Genomic DNA, 19,180 nt, shown 5'->3' with positions numbered 1-19,180 from the left:
TATTGTGTGGGGATCTGCGTGAAGGGGCGGCAGGCCGCCCCTTGCGAGGTTACTTGAGCTGATTCAGCCAGGCGTTGGATTCGAACCACTTCTTGTAGAGGCGGTCGTAGCTGCCATCGCCCTTGATCTGGCGCAGATAGTTGTTGAACCAGTTGAGGGTGTCCTGATCACCCTTGCGGATGGCCCAGGCCAGGGGTTCGAAGGTGAACGGCTTGTCCAGGTGCACAACGGCACCGGTATTCTGGGAAGCGAAGATGGCGTTGTAGGGCAGGTCGTAGACGAAGGCGTCAACCTTGCCGTTGATCACTTCCAGCTTGGCGTCATCCTGGGTTTCAAACTGCAGCAGGGTCGCTTTGGGGATCAGACGTTTGACCGCCTGCTCGCCTGTGGTGCCGAGCTTGACCGCGATTTTGTACTTGGGATCGTTCAAATCGCTGAAGGATTTGATCTCGCCGGCCTTGTCCTTGCGCAGCACTATGGTCTGGCCCACGACTATGTAGGGATCGGCAAAGTTGACCCTCAGGTTGCGCTGGGGGGTGACTGTCATGCCGCCCATGATGACGTCGAACTTGTCGGTCAGCAGCGCAGGTATGATGCCATCCCAGGCGGTGTTGACGAACTCCACCTTGACGCCCATCTCCTTGGCGACCATCTTGGCGAGATCCACGTCAAAGCCGATGTACTGGCCCTGCTTGTTGGTCATTTCAAAGGGTTGATAGCCGGCGTCGAAACCGACTCTCAGCACGCCGCGATCGAGCACGGCATCCAGGGTGGAGGCAGGGGCGGCGGCGTTGGCGAGCCCGCACAGCAGCAAGGTAGAGAGAATGAGTTTTTTGATCATAAGTGACGTCTCTGTCAGTGGTGTGTTCGGCCTTGAACCTGATCCCGTGCGACTCCGTGGCACAAGAGACTGCTGCATCCGGCAACAGGCAAGACAGGATTATTGTCTTGGTTGAGGCAAAAGCCCCATATGAGATTCCATTTTCTGTGTGCTGAGTGAAAAATGTACCAAATTCCGATTGTGCCAGATGACTCAACAGGTTAGTGACGCTTTTCCCCCGTAACTGCACTCATAAAATCACACGAAAACAACATATCTATCTAATGGAGCGGGTTCAAGTCCAAAATGCCAGCGGGACACTTTGTTACATCCGGCCTCGTCATCGGCAGTGCCAAACGTTACTCACTTTCTCAACTGCGACACGATAGGGATTCCAATGGAGCATATTTAGCGGGTTTTTATGCAATACGTGAACTTTTGTTGAGGATTTAGTCAGACACCACTGGGTCTTGTTTTGCGCTTCAAATATACTCAGTTACCTTCGTTTAGTGGCACGGGTATGGACGCCTCAATACTGCTCAAGCTGGATGTATTCACCCTCATGGTCATGGCCCTGGGTGGCTACAGCCTCGGTTTTATCACCCTCTCCATCATATGGTTGACCCACAGGGAGATCCCCGGACTCGGATTCTGGTGGTGGTCGAGCCTGTGCGCCCTGGCGGCCCAGAGTCTCTTCTCCCTGCAGGCCTTCATGCCCAATCTGGCGGGGATCTGGCTGGCCAATCTGCTGATCACCGTCTGTATCGCTCTGATGCCGCTGGCACTGCAGCGCTTCTTCGGCAAGCCTCTCAGCTGGGGGGCAAGCGCGCTGTTCATGCTGGTCTATGTGCTGATCCTGAGCTGGAGCATCTTGTTCAATGACCATATGGCGCCCCGGGTATTGCTGGCCTGTCTGAGCTACATGGTTTTGGGGGCTGTGATCGTCTTTCTCATCTGGCGACACGGCTATCCCGCCTACCTGCCGGCTGTGCTGGTGTTCACCGTGGTCAATATCCTGCTCTATGGCTTCAACCTGATGCGGATGGGCTTCCTGCTGGAAGGGGATGCCAGGGTGCTGATGGATCAGAGCGGGGTCAACGTGCTGCCCTTTCTCTCCATGTTGATGGGCAGTTACCTCTCCACCTTCGGGGTGCTGCTGCTCTGTACCCAGTATCGTGCCCTGGCCCTGCGTCAGCAGGCCAGCCATGACTCCCTGACAGGTCTGTTGAACCGGCGCGGTTTCATGGAGCAGATGGGCGCGCGGCGGATTGGCGAGTTCGGCGCGCTGGCCGTACTGGATCTGGATGACTTCAAGCAGGTCAATGATCGTCATGGCCACGAGATAGGGGACAGGGTGCTGGAGGCGGTCGGCGCCTATCTCGGCGCTCAGCCTGAGCTGGTGGCCAGCCGTTTTGGTGGGGAAGAGTTCGTCTTGTTGCTACCCAGAGAGGATGAACAAGCCCAGCAGGCACGCTGCGAACGGATATTGCAGGATCTGGCGGAGCTGGATCTGAACGGGATCCGCATCACGGTCAGCATGGGGCTGGCGCGCTGCCAGCACGACTGGCATTTCGATACCCTGTTCAGCCAGGCCGATGGCGCCCTTTATCAGGCCAAGCGAGAGGGCAAGAACCGCATCTGCCGACTGGCCTGAAGGGACTGGCTCATACTGCTTCTGCGGCGAGAGGGCGTGGTGCCTGGGCCTTGAGGAAGGGGAGCAGCAACAGGGCCGAGACCACTGCCGCAACCGAGATCACCACGAAGAAGCCGTTCCAGTGCCAGATCTCCATCACCTTGGCCAGCGGATAGCCCGACAGCGCCGCCCCCATGTAGGCAAACAGGCCGACGAAGCCGGTGGCGGCCCCCGCCGAGTTTTTATGGGAGCACTCGGCTGCCGCCATGCCGATCAGCATCTGGGGGCCGAACACGAAGAAACCTATGGTGAAGAAACAGGCTGCCTGCATCACATAGCTGAAGAAGGGCATCAGCCACAGCGACCCCACCGCCAGCAGTATCCCCACCGCGAAGATGAGGTTCATCGGCCCGCGATTGCCGTTGAACAGTTTGTCCGATCCCCAGCCCGCCACCAGGGCACCGATAAAGCCCCCCACCTCGAACATCGAGATAGCCGAGTTGGCGCTCATCAGATTGAAGCCGCGCTGCTCCGTCATGTAGAGGTTGCCCCAGTCGTTGATGGCGGTGCGCACCACATAGACCAGCACGTAGCAGCAGGCAAGCAGCCAGATGTAGGGATTGCCAAGCACGTATTTGCGCAAGATCTGGCGATGGGAGAGGCCGGCGTCCTGAGTCTGCTGGGCCAGCTCCATGGCATCCTGGCGCCACTCCCCGACCGTGGGCAGCCCCATGGCGCTCGGGGTATCTCGCAGTCGCCAGCACAAGAACAGCCCGGCCAGAATGGCGATGACGCCGGGCACTATCATGCCGTAGCGCCAGCCGTGCTGCAGAGCTATGGTGCTGACGATAAGGGGAATGAGCGCCCCACCCACGTTGTGGGCCGTGTTCCAGGCCGACCACCAGACGCCCCGCTCGCTGCGGGAATACCAGCTGGTGAGCAGCTTGGAGCAGGGGGGCCAGCCCCAGCCCTGAAAGAAGGCGTTGGCGACCCAGAGTGCCGCAAACAGCCAGAGGGATGACGACAGGCCGAACAGTATGTTGATGACACCGGTGGCCATCAGCCCCAGCCCCATGAAGTAGCGGGGGTTGGCCCGGTCGCTGATGATGCCGGAGAAGAACTTGGAGCAGCCGTAGGTGATGTAGAACAGGGTCCACAAGATGCCGATGTCGGACTTGTCCAGCATGCCGTCCGCCAGCATGTCCGGCATGGCGAAGTTGAAGCTCTTGCGGGTGAAATAGAAGACAGCGTAGCCCAGGTACATGGTCAGCAGAATATGCAGTCGCCAGTGACGGTAGCTGGCATCTATCTCGGCCTGATCACGGATGAGCGGCTGTGGCGGTGCGCTCCTCATAAAGCTCAACATAAGACAGTCTTCTCCCGGGATGGCGCGTCAGTCACGGGGATCTTCCCGTTTGCGATTGGGCAGGTGTACGGTCAGCTGGGTGCCGTGGATGCAGGAGAGCTGCAGGCTGCCACCCAGTGCCTGTACCCGCTCGCGAATACCGAGCAGGCCATAACCCTGGGGAGATCTGTGCTCCGGCAAGCCGCAGCCGTCGTCTTCCAGCAACAGCAGCAAACGCTCGGCCTGGCGATGGGCGCGAATGGTGACCGAGCTGGCGTTGGCATGCTTTACCACATTGTTGAGCCCCTCCTGACAGACCCGGAACAGGGTGACCCGCTGGGCGTCGGAGAGCCCCTCGTCCGTCAGCTGCCACTCGAGCCGGGTGACGATGCCGTGGCGTTCCAGCTCCAGTTCTCTCAGCAGGCCGCGCACCGCCTGCTCCAGACTCATGTCGTCGAGCTGGCGGGGGCGCAGGCGGCCGAGCAGGCCGCGCACCGCATCATAAATACCCAGGGAGAGCGTCTCGATGAGGGCGCTGATCTGGCCGACCCCGGCATTGTCCGGTGCGAGACGCCGTACTATGCCGGCCTGGGTGCGAATGGCCGTGATGGTCTGGCCTATGTCATCGTGCAGCTCGCGGGCCACTTCTTTGCGGATGCTCTCCTCGGTTTCCAGCAACCGCTCTGTGAGTTGACGGTTGTGGGCGAGCTGGCGGGTCAGTGCCTGATTGAGCTCGCGCTGGCGCTGAATGCCTGCCCCCAGCAGCAGGCCGGTCAGGCTCTGGGCCAGCAGGGAGAGCAGCAGATCCAGCGGGTGTTCGTGCCAGGCCTGCCCTGCCATCAGGGCGACCGTGTTCATCAGGGTGGCGAGCAGGGCCCCCTGCCAGCCGTAGCGCCAGGCCATGGCCATGATGGGAATGGCTAGGCAGAAGGGGGTGAAGCGCACCAGCGAGTCCGGCAGGCCGAGTTGCAACCAGAGGCTCAATATAAACAGCAGCAGATACCAGACCAGATGGCGAAAACGCCAGTCCACCGGTTGATCCACCAGAGCGGGCCCCAGCGGCACCCAGGTAGCGCGGGTGAGGTAGTGCCAGATCAGCATGCAGGTGGAGGTGAGGGTCAGACCGCCGGTCAGGGTGAGCAGCAGGGCGGTGAGGCCATCTTCCCCGGCCAGATGCCAGAGCAGGGATTGCAGCAGCGCCGCCACCGTCACGGTGGCGAGTAATACCAACAGTTGTTGCCAGTCATTGCGCACCTGCTGGCGGCGGGCGATGAGCAGTGGCAGCAGGGTGAGCAGGCTGCCCGCCTGAACAAGTGGCCAGGATGGCAGGCCGACTTCGCTGTCGAGCCAGTAGAGCAGCAGAGATTCACTGAGCAGCAGCGGCGGCCAGTAGGTGATCGGGCTTTGCAGCAAGAGGCCCAGGCGCAGACCAAACGGGAACAGCAGCACCGCCAGTATGGTGGACCCCGCCAGATGCAGGCTGATGCTCCACAGGCAAAACCAGCCGGCGGCAAAGATGAAGCTGGCCGCCAGCGAGATGGCGACATAGCTGGCGAGACGGGAGATCACCAGCTGTCCAGCATGCGGTGGGCCAGCTCCACGTTGTTGCTGACTTTCAGTTTGTCCATCAGGTTGGCGCGGTGCACGTGGACCGTCTTGGGGGAGAGGCCGAGCTGTTCGGCGATGGCTTTGACCTCCAGCCCCCGCGCCAGCAGCTGCGCCACTTCCCGCTCCCGGTTGGTGAGGGGATCCTGACTGTTGCAGGCCAGCTTGTGGGCTATGTCCGGGGTCAGGTAGCAGCCACCGTGGGCGGCGGTGCGCACAGCGGCGATCAGCTCGTCAGGGCTGCAACGTTTGGAGAGAAAGCCCTTGGCACCGGCTTGCAAGGCCTGTTCGATCAACGCCGGACTGTCGTGCACCGACAGCATCACCACGGCGAGGCCGGAGGGGAGGCGTTTGAGCAGGTCCAGCCCGGATTGATCCGGCATTGAGATGTCGCACACGCACAGCTGCACGCCGCTGCCTGGCAACCCGGCGAGGGCGTCGGCGGCCGAGCCGAATTCGGCCACGACCTTGAGATCGGGCTCGAGATTGAGCAACTGGGCAAAACCGGAGCGGACGATCTGGTGATCGTCGATGAGGGCAATCTTTATCATGATGTCAGCCTGAAATCTGCGGCCAGGGTGCTGGCGCGGCCAACAAGATACCTGCCACCTCGCTCGGGCTCAAGAGGAAGGGCGCATTGTGGTCAGTATGGTGGGCGCTTCTGCCCCAAAGCTTGATCGGGATCAGGAAGGGGCGGCTTGGGGCGGGGCAGGGAGAACACGCGCCGTCCCCCGTGGTGCTCGGGTCGGCGCGTGCCCGTGGCGGCTAGCGGTGCAGCTCGCCCGCCCGTTCCGGCTGATAGACCACTTCCAGAATTTCGACCTCGATGGTGCGACCAGCCGGGCCGGGCCAGGCGATGCTGTCGCCCACTTTCAGGCCGAGCAGGGCGCTGCCGACCGGTGCCAGCACGGAGATTTTGGACTCATCCCCCTGCACATCCTTCGGATAGACCAGGGTCAGGCAGAAGTCGTTACCGCTGCTCTGCATCTTGAAGCGCACTGTGCTGTTCATGGTCACTACGTCCGGTGGCATGTCGGCCGGTTCGCGCATCTCGGCGCGATCCAGCTCCTCTTGCAGTGCCAGGTGTTGGGGGTGGTTGCCGAGCAATTGTTCGATACGATCCAGGTCCAGGCTGGAAATCACAAGATTAGGTTTTTGCATAAGATATTCCTTATCAATGGGTTATATGACCAGGATGGCAGGCAAGCTGGTCGCAAAAAGAGTATTGGATACGAAAAAACAGATCGGGAAGGCGATGCCCCCGAACGACTCGCTGTCAGGGGCGAGGGCGGGGGCTCAACGGGGTGTGAGCTGGCTTGGAAAAATCTTTAACGCTTTCATGGGGATACCATAACCATTCTGGACTGCTTTGGCAATTATCCTGATAGGGTTGTCAGGGGGCCTGATAATCGTACTGCTTGAGGATGCGGGCCAGGCTGCCATCGTCGTGCATGGCCAGAATGGTTGTGCGCCAACGCAGCGCGTCGGCAGGGGGAAAGCGGGGGCTGGCTGCAAGATAGAGGGTGCTCTCTTGCAGGGTATCGCCACGCACCAGATCCGTCAGTGGCAAGCCCGCCTGCTGCTGGTTGTAACGGGCCGTATTCCAGGCAACGGCCCAGCCCTGAATGCGGTTTCGGGCCAGCTTGTTGGCATTGCTGACCTCGTCGGTGACCGGGTCCTGCTTCACTCGACCAAGCGGCTGGAGCAGGTTCTGACCGTGGGAGCCACGCATCACCCCTATGGTCAGGCCGGGCAATGTTTTGACAGTGAGTGGCGCCGGGTGGAATTGACGATGGCCCACCAGCACGAAGGCTTCGTCCAGCAGGGGGGCAACCCAGAGAAACAGGGGTTCACGCTGGGGGGTTCTGGCCGGTGGCAGCAGCAACACATCCTGGCGATGGCGGGTCTGGCTGAGGGCGCGGGCCAGCGGCATCAGCTCTACGGTCAAGGGCTCCTTGAGGCGACGGGCTGCTTCTTCCAGTACCTCTATGGCCATGCCGCTCGGGGCTCCCTGGTTGGAGCGAATGACATAAGGGGGGATCTCGGCTGCAAGGACCACGACGGCGTGGGCCTGAGCGCCAGCGAAGAGGGTGGTGCAGAGCAGCAGAAGCAAAACGGGAATGCGCATAAGAGGCCGGATCCGGGATGAGTACACAGAGTGTAACATCCCGTTACCGCAAGTCAGCTCACCCTATGCAGGGGACAGGATCAGTCGAAGAAGTCCCGCAGATCCAGAGTCTGATAACCGTCCAGTTGCAGCCAGGGCAACTGCTTTGGCAAGGATTTGAGGGTGACCTCCATCCGGTAGCTGCGATAACCGTCCAGGCTGGCGGATTCCACCACCAGGGGTATCTGCCATCGGCTCGACCAGAGGATGCGGGTGCGCTGTTTACCCTCGCGTTTTTCATACCAGCGTGCCTGCTCGGGAGCCGCCTCATCGAGCGGGGTCATCTCTTGCAACAGGGCCGGGTTGATGAGGTAGCGGATCCGCTCCCAATCCGGTTTGAAGGCCACCTGACCATACTCTTCCACCGGCACCTCCACCAACTGGTTGTGCCAGGCGTCGGCGTAGCGCAGTTGCAGCTCACCGCGCGTGTCGCGGGTTACCCAGCGGGCCGCCATCTGGTGGGTGAAGTGTTTGTGGCCAGGGGCAGCATCGTGGGTGGCGTGATAGGCACGGGCCAGGGGCAGGGGGATCAATCGCTGGCTCCACACCTGGTTGTCGACCCGTATCCATTTTTCCTGCCAATGGTTCTCCCGGGCTATACCATCGCTGCTGGTGACCCTGTCCTGATAGCTGATCCGGGCGGCGAGATCCGGGGGCGTGTCATCGGCATGGACATGAAAAGAGAAGGTGCTGCCGAGCAGCAATAAAGGAAGCAAGCATCGCATCATCATCTGTCGCTCGAAAGAGCCGGGGCCCGGGCTCAGGATGAACCTGGGCCCCCGCAGCTTACAGGCCGAGCGCCTCCCGCAGTTTGCCGAACACCTTGGTATTGTCCAGTGTGCCCTTGAAGCGGTTGCTGCCGGCACCATCGGCGAACAGCATGACGTCACCGCCACCGTGGGTCTCGGAGCCCAGCTTGACGCCTGTCTCCTGCAGGTAGTCGTTACCCATCACCTCGTCGCTGGTGAGGGTCGGGCGCACATCGGGGCGGTTGGGGCCGTTGCCAAACACCAGGGTCGTGAAGGGTTTGCCATCCACGTCGTTCTGGGTCGAGCCATCACCGCTCTTGACCAGATCCAGCACAGGGTTGCCCTTGGCGGAGTAGCCGTTGATGGTCATGGTGTGATCATGGTCGGCAGTCACTACGACCAGCGTATCTTTCAGATCCACCTTGCCCAGCGCCATCTTGAGCGCTTCATCCAGTGCCACCGCATCGGTGAGGGCACGCTTGGCGTTGGTGCCATGCAGGGCGTGATCGATACGGCCCCCTTCCACCATCAGGAAGTAACCCTGACTGTTCTGGCTCAAGAGATCGATCGCCTTGGCGGTCATTTCGGCCAGGGACGGCTGGGTATTGGCATCCCCCTTGGCGACGCGGTCCAGCTCGTAGTCGAGGTGGGATTTGGTGCTGAACAGACCCAGCACCTTGCCGCTGCTGACCTTGGCCAGATCGCTCCGGGTGGTGACATAGTTGTATCCCTGAGCGGCCAGCTCGGCGGTGAGATCCCGACCATCGGCGCGGCCACCTTTATTGCTGGCGCTGTAAGGGGTCCAGTGATTGGCACCGCCCCCCATCAGCACATCGACCCCATCCCCGAGGGCGGTGTTGAAACCGGCGCCGCCCGGCACCGCCTGTTCGGCGATGGCATAGGCCGCATCCCTGTGGCAGATGTGGGAATAGGTAGCCGCCGGGGTGGCATGGGTCAGCTCTGTGGTGGTGACGGCGCCAACCGATTTGCCCGCCGCCTTGGCCAGCTCCAGTATGGTGGGCGCCGGTTTGCCGTTGTCGGCGGTGCAGTTGTTGATGCCCTTGTTGCCGTTGGCATCCTTGCCGGGCGCCACGGCCTGGGTGTCGCTGCTCATGGCGATCACCTCGTTGTTCATCTTGACACCCGTGGTGTAGGCCGCCATAGAGGGGGCCGAATCCGTGGTTTGGGCATCGTTGGAGAAGGTCTTGATGCGGGCGCTGCGCGGCAGTTTCATCATCTCCAGGTTGCCCTCTTCCCCGACCTTGAACAGGCGGGTGGCAGTGAGCACTGTGGGGCCCATGCCATCACCGATAAAGAGAATGACGTTTTTGGCGTCACCGGCCTGGGCCTGGGTGGTTGCGCCCAGCGCACTGAACAGGGCGGCGTAGACCAGCGTGTGCTTGATGGATGTATTCATCTGTTTGCTCATGAAAGTGCTCCTTACAGCTTGGCTGCAGCCTTGACCTTGCCAAAGACGGCTGTGTTGTCGAGAGAGCCGTGGAAGCTGTCCGCTCCCTGGCCGATGGCGCCGAGGAAAACGTCGGTACCGCCGTGGGTTTCGTTGCCAATGTCGCCGACCTTGACCACGACCTCCTGGTGATAGTCGTTGGCAGAGACGGTGGCATCGTCCAGCGGTGCCACGCTGCTGCGCGGGCCATCCACCCGGTTGTAGCCGTTGCCAAAGCCGATGATGGTGTAAGGCATGCCATCGGCATCCTTGCTGGGTTCACCGGTTTGGTAGTTCTTCACCAGCCCGAGCACACCAGGGTTGCCTGTGGTGGTCTTGCCGGTGCGCTTGGCATAGCCGTTGAGCACGAGCGTATGGTCATGGTCGGCGGTGACCACTATCAGGGTGTTCTTCAGCTCGGGGTCGGTTTTTTTCACCTCATCGATGGCGGCCTTGATGGCGTTGTCGAAGGCGAGGGTATCTTGCAAGGCACGCTTGGCGTTGGTGTCGTGCAGGGCGTGATCGATGCGGCCCCCTTCCACCATCAGGAAGTAACCCTTCTCCTTGTCCTTGAGCTGCTTGATGGCGGCCAGCGTCATCTGGGCCAGTGAAGGCTCATCGGCCGGGCGGTCCAGTTCATATTTCATGTGGCTCGAACCGAACAGTCCCAGCAGCGGCTTGCCCGCCTCGGCCTTGTTCAACTCGCTCAGGTTGCTGACAAACTGGTAGCCCTTGGCCTGCATCTCGCTGATGAGATTGCGGCCATCCTCCCGCTTGCCCTTGTCGGCTTTTGGCAGGAAGAAGCCGCTGCCACCGCCGAGCACCACATCCAACCCCTCTTTCAGGGCGCCGTTGTAACCGGCGCCGCCCGGCACCAGCTGGACGGCGATGTCATTTTCCAGATCCCGGTTGCAGATATGGGCATAGGTGGCAGCCGGTGTGGCGTGAGTGACACGGGTGCTGGTGACGACACCGGTACCCCGGCCGTCGGCCTTGGCCAGCTCCAGCAGTGTGGTGACCGACTTGCCTGCACTCTTGCTGCAGTCGTTTTCATAGGTGGCATCGCCGTCCATGCTGATGACGCCGTTGTTGCTCTTGACCCCTGTCATGTAGGCCGCCATGGAAGGAGCGGAATCTGTGACCTGGGCATCGTGGGAGAAGGTCTTGATAAAGGCCGTCTCTGGCAGGGTATCGATGGTGAGACTGCCCTCTTCGCCGACACCGTAGATGCGGGCCGCCGTCAGGGTATTGAGGCCCATGCCGTCACCGAGAAAGAAGATGACGTTCCTGGCGCTGGGGTCGGGTGTGGTGCTGTCGTTGTTGGAGTTGCAGCCGGCAGCCAGGGCGGCGCCGATCATCAATGCAAGTCCTGCCATTTTTCTCATTGGGGTTCGCTCCTTGTAAAACCTGAGCGCAGCCTAGAGGCAGGAGATGACACTTTTACTGATTATCGGTGACGGTTGTATGAAAAGATGAAATAAATGTTACATTATATCAGTGTGTTATGTGTCAATTGCTGAGGAGGATTGGTGCCGGGCCGCCATCCTTCTCCCTTCAGGGCGGTTTGGTGGTTTTATGGCCTGATGGCTAGAATGACCTGTCAAATCGGGGCGCCAGCAGGTAAAATGCGCCCCCTTGCGACGCCTGACGTCTGCCATCGCCCGCCGCTCGTTCCATAGCAAGCCAGCGCCCGCAGCCCCTATTTAGAGAGTAACGGATATGTCCATCAACTGGTTCCCCGGCCACATGCACAAGGCCCGCAAAGAGATTGCCGAGGTCATGCCACAGGTCGATGTCATCATAGAGATGCTCGATGCCCGCATCCCCTTCTCCAGCGAAAACCCGCTGGTGCCCGAGTTGCGTGGCGATACCCCTGTTATCAAGGTGCTGAACAAGGCGGATCTCGCCGACCCCGAGATCACGGCGCTGTGGGTGGCCCACATGGAAAAGGAGAAAGGGATCAAGGCCCTGCCGCTGACCCAGCAGGAGCCCGAGAAGATCAGGCAGCTGCTGACCCTGTGCCACGAGATGCTGCCGGAGCGCAACCTGGAGCTGCGCGGCGTGCGGGCCATGATCATGGGGATCCCCAACGTGGGCAAATCCACCCTGATCAATACCCTGGCGGGTCGCATCATAGCCCGGACGGGCAACGAGGCAGGGGTGACCAAGTCCCAGCAGCGGATCAAGCTGGACAACAACGTCGTCCTGACAGATACCCCCGGTTTCCTCTGGCCCAAGCTCAACCCGCCCTCCTGCGGTTATCGTCTGGCGGTCACCGCGGCCATCAAGGACACGGTATTTGACTATGCCGACATCGCCATGTTCGCCGCCGATTACTTCATCAAGGCGTACCCGGAGCGCATCAAGGCGCGCTATCAGATTAGCGAACTGCCGGAAACCGAGATCGAGCTGCTGGAGATGATCGCCCGCCAGCGCGCCTTCATGCGCAAAGGCGGCCTGGCCGATCTGCACAAGGCGTCAGAAATCCTGGTGAACGAGTTCCGCTCCGGCCTGCTGGGCCGCATCTCGCTGGAAACTCCCGAGATGGTGAGTGTCGAGATAGTCGCGGCTGAAGAGGACGCGGCGCAAAAAGCCAAAGAGAAGGCCGAGCGGGAAGATGAGCGTCAGGCGCGCGCCCGTCGCAAGTACGCCAGGAAGCGTCAAAAGTAGGTTCAACGTTATCCCGCCAAGGCAGGTTCGCGAAGTGTGAGCGGACCGTTTGACGCCTGTGTGGTCGAGGTAAAGAGACAAGATAAAAAAGAAGAGGCGACCCAAGGGGTCGCCTCTTCTTTTTTATGAATCCGGGTACAGGGCAGGCATGCTGGTTTGGCCAAAGCGCTTGTGCGCCTCCTCAAACAGCGTCATGTGCAGCGGGATCAGCTGTTGCCATTCCCGACGGTAACCACCACCGGGCACAGCGGCGACAGGCAACCCATGCTTGATTGCACAGTCAAATACCATGGCATCCCGCTGGCGAATGCCTTCATCACTCAAGGCCAGATAGCCGAGCTCGTCGGCATGATGCACATCGACCCCGGCCTGATAGAGGACGAGGTCGGGATTGTACAGGCGCAGCGCCAGAGTGAGTGCCTGCGCCAGGGTGTCGAGATAGGCATCGTCCTGCATGCCGCTTGGCAGGGCAAAGTCCAGATGGGAGGCCGGCTTGTGGCGGGGAAAGTTGTGCTCCCCGTGCAGCGACAGCGTGATGATGTCACGCCGCCCGGCACAAAGGGCGGCGCTGCCATCCCCCTGATGGACATCGAGGTCCACGATCAGCACCTTATCGCAGCGCCCCTCGTCCAGGCAGGTTTGCGCAGCAATCACCAGATCGTTGAACAGACAAAAACCGCTGCCGTGAGCCCGGTGGGCGTGGTGATAGCCGCCGGATATCTGCAGTCCGCAGCCCTGTTCGAGGGCGTGGCGGCTGGCGGCAAGGGTAGCCCCGACCGAGAGCAGGGTGCGCTCGATGAGCCGTGGTGACCAGGGAAAACCGAGCTGGCGGATGGCGTTATCGTCAAGCTGGCCTGCAAGTGCGGCACTCACATAGTCACTGTCGTGAACCCGGTCGATCTGCGCTCGGGTTGCGGCTTGTGTCTCCTGAAGCGGATAGCCCCGGGTGCTGAGCGTCTGAAACAGGGCCTGGTATTTTGCCAGGGGAAAGCGATGGCGTTCGGGCAGCGCCAGAGAGGAGTAATAAGGGTGATGGAAGATGCACAGTGACATGGGTGTCAGACCAGATAGGGTATGAAAAAGGGGAGCCAGGCTCCCCTTTTTGCACGATACGGCATTACTGCTGCTGGATAACCCAGATCTGGAAGGCTTTGCGGGTTTCTGCGTCGGCCTTGTTGTACCAGCTCTGCAGCTGGGTCAGGGCTTCCGGATTGCTCTGAGTCTTGCTCGGGGCAACTTGTACCGGCGCGCTGGCGGCGGCCATGACGGCGGCGGTAGAAACGGCGACTGTGGTCGGCTGGTTGAAGGCCTTGCCCATGCCCAGCAGCTCTTGCTGATAGTCACGGGTCAGCTGGAAGCCTTCGACCTTTGGCATCACGAACTGCTCGCTGGCAACGATTTGGCCGCTGTTCTTGTCTTTCAGAACGACTTTTTGATCCTTCACAAACTGCTTGGCTTCGCTTTCGTTGCGCGGCTTCTTGAAGTCCAGTACCAGTTTCTGGTTGTCGGCTGCGGTGAAGTTGATCACCAGCGGCTCGGCGGTCACCAGTTTGATGTCGCTACGGCTGGAGTAGTTGCCTTCGAAGGCGACGACCAGTTGATGATCACCCGCCTTGATGGGGTAGGTGTTGCTCTTGTCGAGCAGCTTGGGATTGATGGGTTGGCCATCGATCAACTGGGCAACATAAGGATTGGTGACTTCCAATTGGGCATCGGCCAGGGCACTACCTGCCCACAAAAGACCAGCCAGAGCCGGCACCAGAACAGTCAGTTTCATTTCATCTCCTTGAACAGTCAGGCGATTGCCCACTGAAAAACAGGGGCTCATTTTTACAGGTTTGCCCAAGGGCGGCAATAGGCGTTTATGGTGCCTCATATTTACCTGGCTGCTGACTTTTCTATGAAACAGTGGTCATGCCAGTGGGCCATGCTGGCCAGTTCAGAGCTGGCCCTATTCAATCCGGCGACTGAAGGGGGGCAATGCATCGAGCAGTCCCTTGCCATAGCGCTTGGTCAGCAGACGCCGGTCGAGGATGGTGACCCGGCCCCGATCCGCCTCTTTGCGAATGAGGCGGCCGCAGGCCTGGATCAGCTTGCGAGAGGCTTCCGGTACCGTCAGTTGCAGGAAGGGGTTGCCACCCCGTTTCTCTACCCACTCGGCGGTGGCCTCTTCCACTGGCGAGTTGGGCACCGCAAACGGCAGCTTGGTGATCACCAGGTTGGTGAGGTAGTGACCGGGCAAGTCCAGCCCCTCCGAGAAGCTGCCGGTGCCAAATAGAATGCTGGGCTGACCGCCATCGCATTTTTGTTTGTGCAGGGTGAGCAGGGCATTGCGGGATGCCTCACCCTGTACCAGCAAGGAGAGTCCCTTGGCCCTCAGCCCTGCTACTACTTCGTTCATCTGCCGATAGGAGGAAAAGAGCACCAGGCTTGCCTCCTTGCCTGCCAGTATGCGGGGCAGCACGCTGATGAGCTCCTCGGTAAAGGCGGGGGAGCTGGGCTCATGTTCCATCCTGGGCAGATAGAGCTCGGCTTTTTGGTAGTCAAACGGGGAGCGCAGGCGCAGATAACGGGTGCCGTCATGCTCTTTCAGCCCCACCTGATGGCGAAAATAGCTGAAAGAGGAGAGGGCTGTGAGGGTGGCTGACACCAGCACGGCGCCGAGGCACTTGGACCAAAGCCACTCTTCCAGCAGATAACCCACCTCTATGGGGGAGGCGTGCAACCAGATGTCGCCATCGTCGCTTTTGGCCATCCAGCGGGCGAGTGGGGTCTTGCCCTCGGGCACATGGCGCCCCAGCATCTCCCACAGGGCGCAGAAACTCTCCAGCCGTTGCAGGTAGAAGCCGCTCTCCGCCAGCAGGGGCTCGGCCTCCTTGCGCCGGATCTCGCCATCCTTCAAGGCTTCGCCAATGGCACCCTGCATCCTGTCCATTGCCCGCAGCGCCTTCTTGCTCGCCTCTTTCAGATTTTCCGCCAGCATGGGCAGGGGATCGGGCAACACGCCTTCGGCGAATCGATAATGCGCCTCGCCATTGAACAGCTTGTCGTTGGCACCCAGCCATTGATCCAGAGCCTTGAGATCCGGTTGCAGCGAGGCCAGTGCATCCTGCAGCTTCAACTGGGGATCGAGCAGGCTGTCCTTGTTCAGCGTTCTGGCCAGTTTGCCTGCGCTTTGCGTCAACTTTTCCAGCCAGCGGCGGGAACCCTTGACGCTCGCCGAGGCGGCGCCGTGATCCCGGGCTATGGTGGGCAGGTGGTGGGCTTCATCCAGTACATAGAGGCACTCATCGGGTGGCGGCAAAATGATGCCGCCACCCATGGTGAGATCCGAGAGCAGCAGGGCATGGTTCACCACCAGCACATCGGCGGCATCCATGTCGTTGCGGGCGCGATGGAAGGGGCAGTGCTGATGATGGCTCAGCGCCTTGTTGCAGGTATGGCGGTCGGCAGCGATGCGATTCCAGCAGAGATCGGGAATGGTCGTTGGCCAGTTGTCCCGATCGCCGTCCCATTTTCCGTCTGTATAGGCTTGCCACAGCGCCTGATAGCGCTCCTTGTCAGAGTCGGATGGCTTGTGTTTGCTGAGTGCTTCGAAGTTGAATTCGAAGTTGGCCATTTCGGTGCCGCTGGCAGCTTGCTCCAGCAGATGCTCGCAGCAGTAACGCTGACGGCCCTTGACCAGCATAAAGCGAAATGGCAGTTCGCTGTGGCGGTGATAAAAGGGCAGGTCCTTGTGGATCAACTGCTCTTGCAGGGCGACAGTGGCTGTGGAGATCACCAGCTTCTTCTGGGTCAGCCGTGCCACCGGAATGGCGCCCTGGGCATAGGAGAGGGATTTACCGATACCAGTGCCCGCTTCGGCCACCAGAATACGGCGCTGCTTGTCATATTCCCCGGTCAGGGTCTTGGCGATCTCCGCTACCAGAAAATTCTGCTCCTTGCGCGGTACAAAACCGGGTAAACCATCGGCAATTTGACGATAGGTATTGCGAATGGCGGCTTTGAGGCGGGTAGAGAGCATGAAAGAAAAGACCGTTTCGGGGAGTGAAGGGAGACAGGATACCTGTAACTGCCAACCCGGGTCGAGGCATGGCTCAGCGCACAAATTTGACCTCTTCTTCTATTTATAAGGCGCGCCGTCGCTATTGTGCGATAAATCACCAAAGTGGCCTGATAAAGCCAGCGATTATCGCTGTAAACGTTTTCCCTTGGCATGCAAATAATATGAGATTCAGATCACACTTTTTTCGCTAAGACTATGAGTTTGGTAAAAAGTTCCAAGTTTTTTCATTGCGGTTCAAAAAATCCGGTGCTAGTCTCGGCTGCATAGTGATGCAAAGAACATCGCTAACACAGGGAATAACAACAACTTAGTGTTTAATTACAGTAGGCATTGGAAACTATGAAAAAGACAATTCTGGCTATTGCTATCCCGGCTCTGTTTGCATCCGCCGCTAACGCCGCAGTGATCTATGACAAAGACGGTACCACCTTTGACGTATACGGCCGCGTTCAGGCTAACTACTACGGTGAGCACGATGACACCGATGGCGAGATCGTTGGTGCTTCCCGTCTGGGTTGGTCTGGCAAAGTTGCGCTGAACAACACCTGGTCCGGTATTGCCAAGACCGAGTGGCAAGTAGCTGCTGAAAATAGTGACAACCAAGTTCGCGACGTAGTCGATGCGAATGGCAACAAGATCGGTACCGTTGAAGATTCTGGTGGTAAATTCCAGGCTCGTCACGTTTACGTTGGTTTCGATGGTTCCCAATACGGCAAGATCATCTTCGGTCAGACCGACACCGCTTTCTACGACGTGCTGGAACCGACTGATATCTTCAACGAATGGGGTGACGTAGGTAACTTCTATGACGGTCGTCAAGAAGGCCAGGTGATCTACTCCAACACCTACGGTGGTTTCAAGGGCAAGCTGTCCTATCAAACCAACGACGACAAGGCTGTCAAAGTGGCTGACGTTGGCGGTTCTGTTAAAGAAACCGTATTTACCGACGTCAAGCGTAACTACGGTTATGCCGCTGCCGCTGGCTATGACTTCGACTTCGGTCTGGGTCTGAACGCTGGTTATGCTTATTCCGACCTGGAAAGCACCACCAACACTCAGACTGGTGACAAGTCCGAGTGGGCTCTGGGCGCACATTACGCCATCAACGGCTTCTACTTCGCCGGTATGTACACCCAAGGTGAAGTTGAAAACGACAACACTGCCTACAAGGGCAAAGGTCGTGGCTATGAGCTGGCCGCTACCTACAACGTTGATGCCTGGACCTTCCTGGCTGGCTACAACTTCACCGAAGCCAAAGAGAATAACACCAGCTACCAAGATCAAGTTGATGAAACCCTGCTGGGTGTTCAGTACAACTTTACTTCCAAGCTGAAAGCCTACACCGAGTATAAAATCCAGAACATCGACAAGAAGGACGACGAGTGGACTGTCGCCCTGCAATACAACTTCTAATCTAGCCTCGGCGTAGATTGAGTTGATAAACGGCCAAGCTTGCTTGGCCGTTTTGCTTTATCCGATCCTGACTTGTTTTCTGCCTACTTCGTTCATGCTTCCCCATTTCCGCCTGCGCCAGTTCACGTTGTCTCTTTTTTGCCCTTGGCTCTCTGCCAGTGAATCGCTAGATTATTCCACTCGTTGAAGGATGCTCGACAAACAGGGAAGGGCAACGCTTGATTGACTTCAGTCACCCGCAATGGCGGCAACTGGCTCGCCAGTTACTGGACCACTCTCCTGTGGTGGTCCGGGCTCGTCAGTACCTGCCGTTGGTGGGTTTGCTCAAGGACAACCAGTTGCTGCTTGCCCTTGGCAATCACAGTTATGAGCTGACCCCGGCCGGACGGCGTTACCTGACTCGCGAGCTGATGCTGGCCGAGATTGCCACCGCACCCCCTGAACCTGAAGAGTGGCTGCAGGCCCATGGCTGGCAACTGGGGGAGCGGGTCAACGATCGGGTACTGGCAGCACTCTATCGTAAACCTGAGGCTACCTTCAGTCCGGTCGAGCAGATCGATTTCGAGGACAAGGGAATTCGGCTCTGTGCCGATCAGCTGCTGCGGCTGCGGGCGCCTGTGCCTTTCAGCCTGTTTTTCAGCGGCGGCACCCTGCTCGATGCAGCGCCCTGGTTGCAGGCGCTGGGGGAAGTGGCTGTGCCGGAGCGCACACTGGCTGGCCTTGGCAAGATACTGTGGGGGAAGGGGGAGATTGAGCGAGTGATCACCACCGACAGTGTCGGTGCCTTTGCTGAGCTAAGCCTTTGTGCAGGAACCCTGCTGGTATGGGCACCCGCCACTGCCCAGCTCGCCTTGCAGCAGATGGTGGCGGCGTTGCCGCCCAAGGTACAGTGGAGCCACCTCACCTCCCTCGATCCTGCCGGAGTGGATCGGGTATTGGCACTGGCCCAGCGGCTCGGTCGTCCTGCCAGCTGGTGGTTGCCAACCGGTTTGCTTCCCATCATAGCGGCCTATGCCCAGCCGCTGACCGATTCCCGCCCCTGGGAACCGAGCCGTATCCCCAGACCTTTGTTAGCAGTTTGTAGCGGTTTGGTTGAGTCCAATGGTGGCTTGTCTGCCGAGGTGTGCGCCCTGGCGCCAGCATGGCATGCCATCGGTTGATATTGCCGCAGATGCCGTTGAGAAAGCGGTTTTCCCCCATTGAGCGCAGTGATATAAAGAGTTGACGAAGCGCTCGTCAAACGGGCGCTTTTGTCTGCCACGTTT

General features: G+C 59.6%; 16 protein-coding genes. 4 read left to right on the top strand and 12 right to left on the bottom strand.

Features of this window, described 5'->3' with window-relative positions:
• Positions 1–49 precede the first annotated feature (49 nt).
• The gene (locus AC1P02_RS19765) at positions 50–841 is read right to left on the bottom strand and encodes a transporter substrate-binding domain-containing protein (protein ID WP_017412027.1); all 792 of its coding nucleotides are present in this window, start codon (positions 839–841) and stop codon (positions 50–52) included.
• A gap of 499 nt (positions 842–1,340) precedes the next feature.
• On the opposite strand from AC1P02_RS19765, the gene AC1P02_RS19760 reads away from it, so the two are divergent.
• Positions 1,341–2,474, top strand: a complete 1,134-nt coding sequence (locus tag AC1P02_RS19760; protein WP_485183030.1) for a GGDEF domain-containing protein — start codon at positions 1,341–1,343, stop codon at positions 2,472–2,474.
• A gap of 10 nt (positions 2,475–2,484) precedes the next feature.
• Here the strand turns inward: AC1P02_RS19760 and uhpC are convergent, their stop codons facing one another.
• The 8 genes from uhpC to AC1P02_RS19720 form a co-directional block, all read right to left on the bottom strand.
• On the bottom strand, positions 2,485–3,819 hold the full coding sequence (gene uhpC / locus AC1P02_RS19755) for an MFS transporter family glucose-6-phosphate receptor UhpC (protein WP_485183028.1): 1,335 nt from the start codon (positions 3,817–3,819) through the stop codon (positions 2,485–2,487).
• 27 nt (positions 3,820–3,846) lie between these two features.
• The gene (gene uhpB / locus AC1P02_RS19750; RefSeq protein ID WP_485183027.1) at positions 3,847–5,367 is read right to left on the bottom strand and encodes a signal transduction histidine-protein kinase/phosphatase UhpB; all 1,521 of its coding nucleotides are present in this window, start codon (positions 5,365–5,367) and stop codon (positions 3,847–3,849) included.
• Positions 5,364–5,954 (bottom strand): response regulator transcription factor UhpA, encoded by a 591-nt coding sequence (gene uhpA / locus AC1P02_RS19745; RefSeq protein WP_042036506.1) that lies wholly within the window; start codon positions 5,952–5,954, stop codon positions 5,364–5,366. Before uhpA ends, uhpB begins: the two co-directional genes overlap by 4 nt.
• A gap of 214 nt (positions 5,955–6,168) precedes the next feature.
• Complete coding sequence (gene rnk, locus AC1P02_RS19740) at positions 6,169–6,564, bottom strand: nucleoside diphosphate kinase regulator (protein ID WP_485183024.1); 396 nt, start codon at positions 6,562–6,564, stop codon at positions 6,169–6,171.
• A 232-nt stretch (positions 6,565–6,796) separates the two neighbouring features.
• On the bottom strand, positions 6,797–7,531 hold the full coding sequence (locus tag AC1P02_RS19735; RefSeq protein ID WP_181455195.1) for a substrate-binding periplasmic protein: 735 nt from the start codon (positions 7,529–7,531) through the stop codon (positions 6,797–6,799).
• 80 nt (positions 7,532–7,611) lie between these two features.
• Positions 7,612–8,298: a hypothetical protein gene (locus AC1P02_RS19730; protein ID WP_485185493.1), complete on the bottom strand. Its 687-nt coding sequence runs from the start codon at positions 8,296–8,298 to the stop codon at positions 7,612–7,614.
• Positions 8,299–8,356: 58 nt separating this feature from the next.
• Positions 8,357–9,748 carry an alkaline phosphatase gene (locus tag AC1P02_RS19725; protein WP_485183023.1) on the bottom strand — a complete coding sequence of 464 codons (1,392 nt, stop codon included), beginning with the start codon at positions 9,746–9,748 and terminating at the stop codon, positions 8,357–8,359.
• A gap of 11 nt (positions 9,749–9,759) precedes the next feature.
• On the bottom strand, positions 9,760–11,151 hold the full coding sequence (locus AC1P02_RS19720; RefSeq protein ID WP_485183021.1) for an alkaline phosphatase: 1,392 nt from the start codon (positions 11,149–11,151) through the stop codon (positions 9,760–9,762).
• Positions 11,152–11,485: 334 nt separating this feature from the next.
• Here AC1P02_RS19720 and ylqF point away from each other — a divergent pair, with 334 nt between their 5' ends.
• The gene (ylqF, locus tag AC1P02_RS19715) at positions 11,486–12,436 is read left to right on the top strand and encodes a ribosome biogenesis GTPase YlqF (RefSeq protein ID WP_099993806.1); all 951 of its coding nucleotides are present in this window, start codon (positions 11,486–11,488) and stop codon (positions 12,434–12,436) included.
• A 123-nt stretch (positions 12,437–12,559) separates the two neighbouring features.
• Here the strand turns inward: ylqF and AC1P02_RS19710 are convergent, their stop codons facing one another.
• From AC1P02_RS19710 to dinG, 3 genes are all read right to left on the bottom strand, one after another.
• Entirely contained in the window at positions 12,560–13,489 is a 930-nt protein-coding gene (locus AC1P02_RS19710) for a histone deacetylase family protein (RefSeq protein ID WP_485183019.1), read from the bottom strand.
• A 64-nt stretch (positions 13,490–13,553) separates the two neighbouring features.
• Positions 13,554–14,213 (bottom strand): YccT family protein, encoded by a 660-nt coding sequence (locus tag AC1P02_RS19705; RefSeq protein WP_059168678.1) that lies wholly within the window; start codon positions 14,211–14,213, stop codon positions 13,554–13,556.
• 174 nt (positions 14,214–14,387) lie between these two features.
• Entirely contained in the window at positions 14,388–16,460 is a 2,073-nt protein-coding gene (gene dinG / locus AC1P02_RS19700) for an ATP-dependent DNA helicase DinG (RefSeq protein ID WP_408135039.1), read from the bottom strand.
• Positions 16,461–16,841: 381 nt separating this feature from the next.
• Here dinG and AC1P02_RS19695 point away from each other — a divergent pair, with 381 nt between their 5' ends.
• Together AC1P02_RS19695 and AC1P02_RS19690 are read left to right on the top strand one after the other, a co-directional pair.
• Positions 16,842–17,915: a porin gene (locus AC1P02_RS19695; RefSeq protein ID WP_111587594.1), complete on the top strand. Its 1,074-nt coding sequence runs from the start codon at positions 16,842–16,844 to the stop codon at positions 17,913–17,915.
• A 218-nt stretch (positions 17,916–18,133) separates the two neighbouring features.
• On the top strand, positions 18,134–19,075 hold the full coding sequence (locus AC1P02_RS19690) for a hypothetical protein (RefSeq protein ID WP_408135040.1): 942 nt from the start codon (positions 18,134–18,136) through the stop codon (positions 19,073–19,075).
• The last annotated feature ends 105 nt before the right edge of the window (positions 19,076–19,180 follow it).

Source organism: Aeromonas sp. TS_SC_11, from assembly GCF_057318915.1.
Note: the sequence above shows the minus strand (reverse complement) of the source record. Positions and strands in the feature narration are given on the sequence as shown.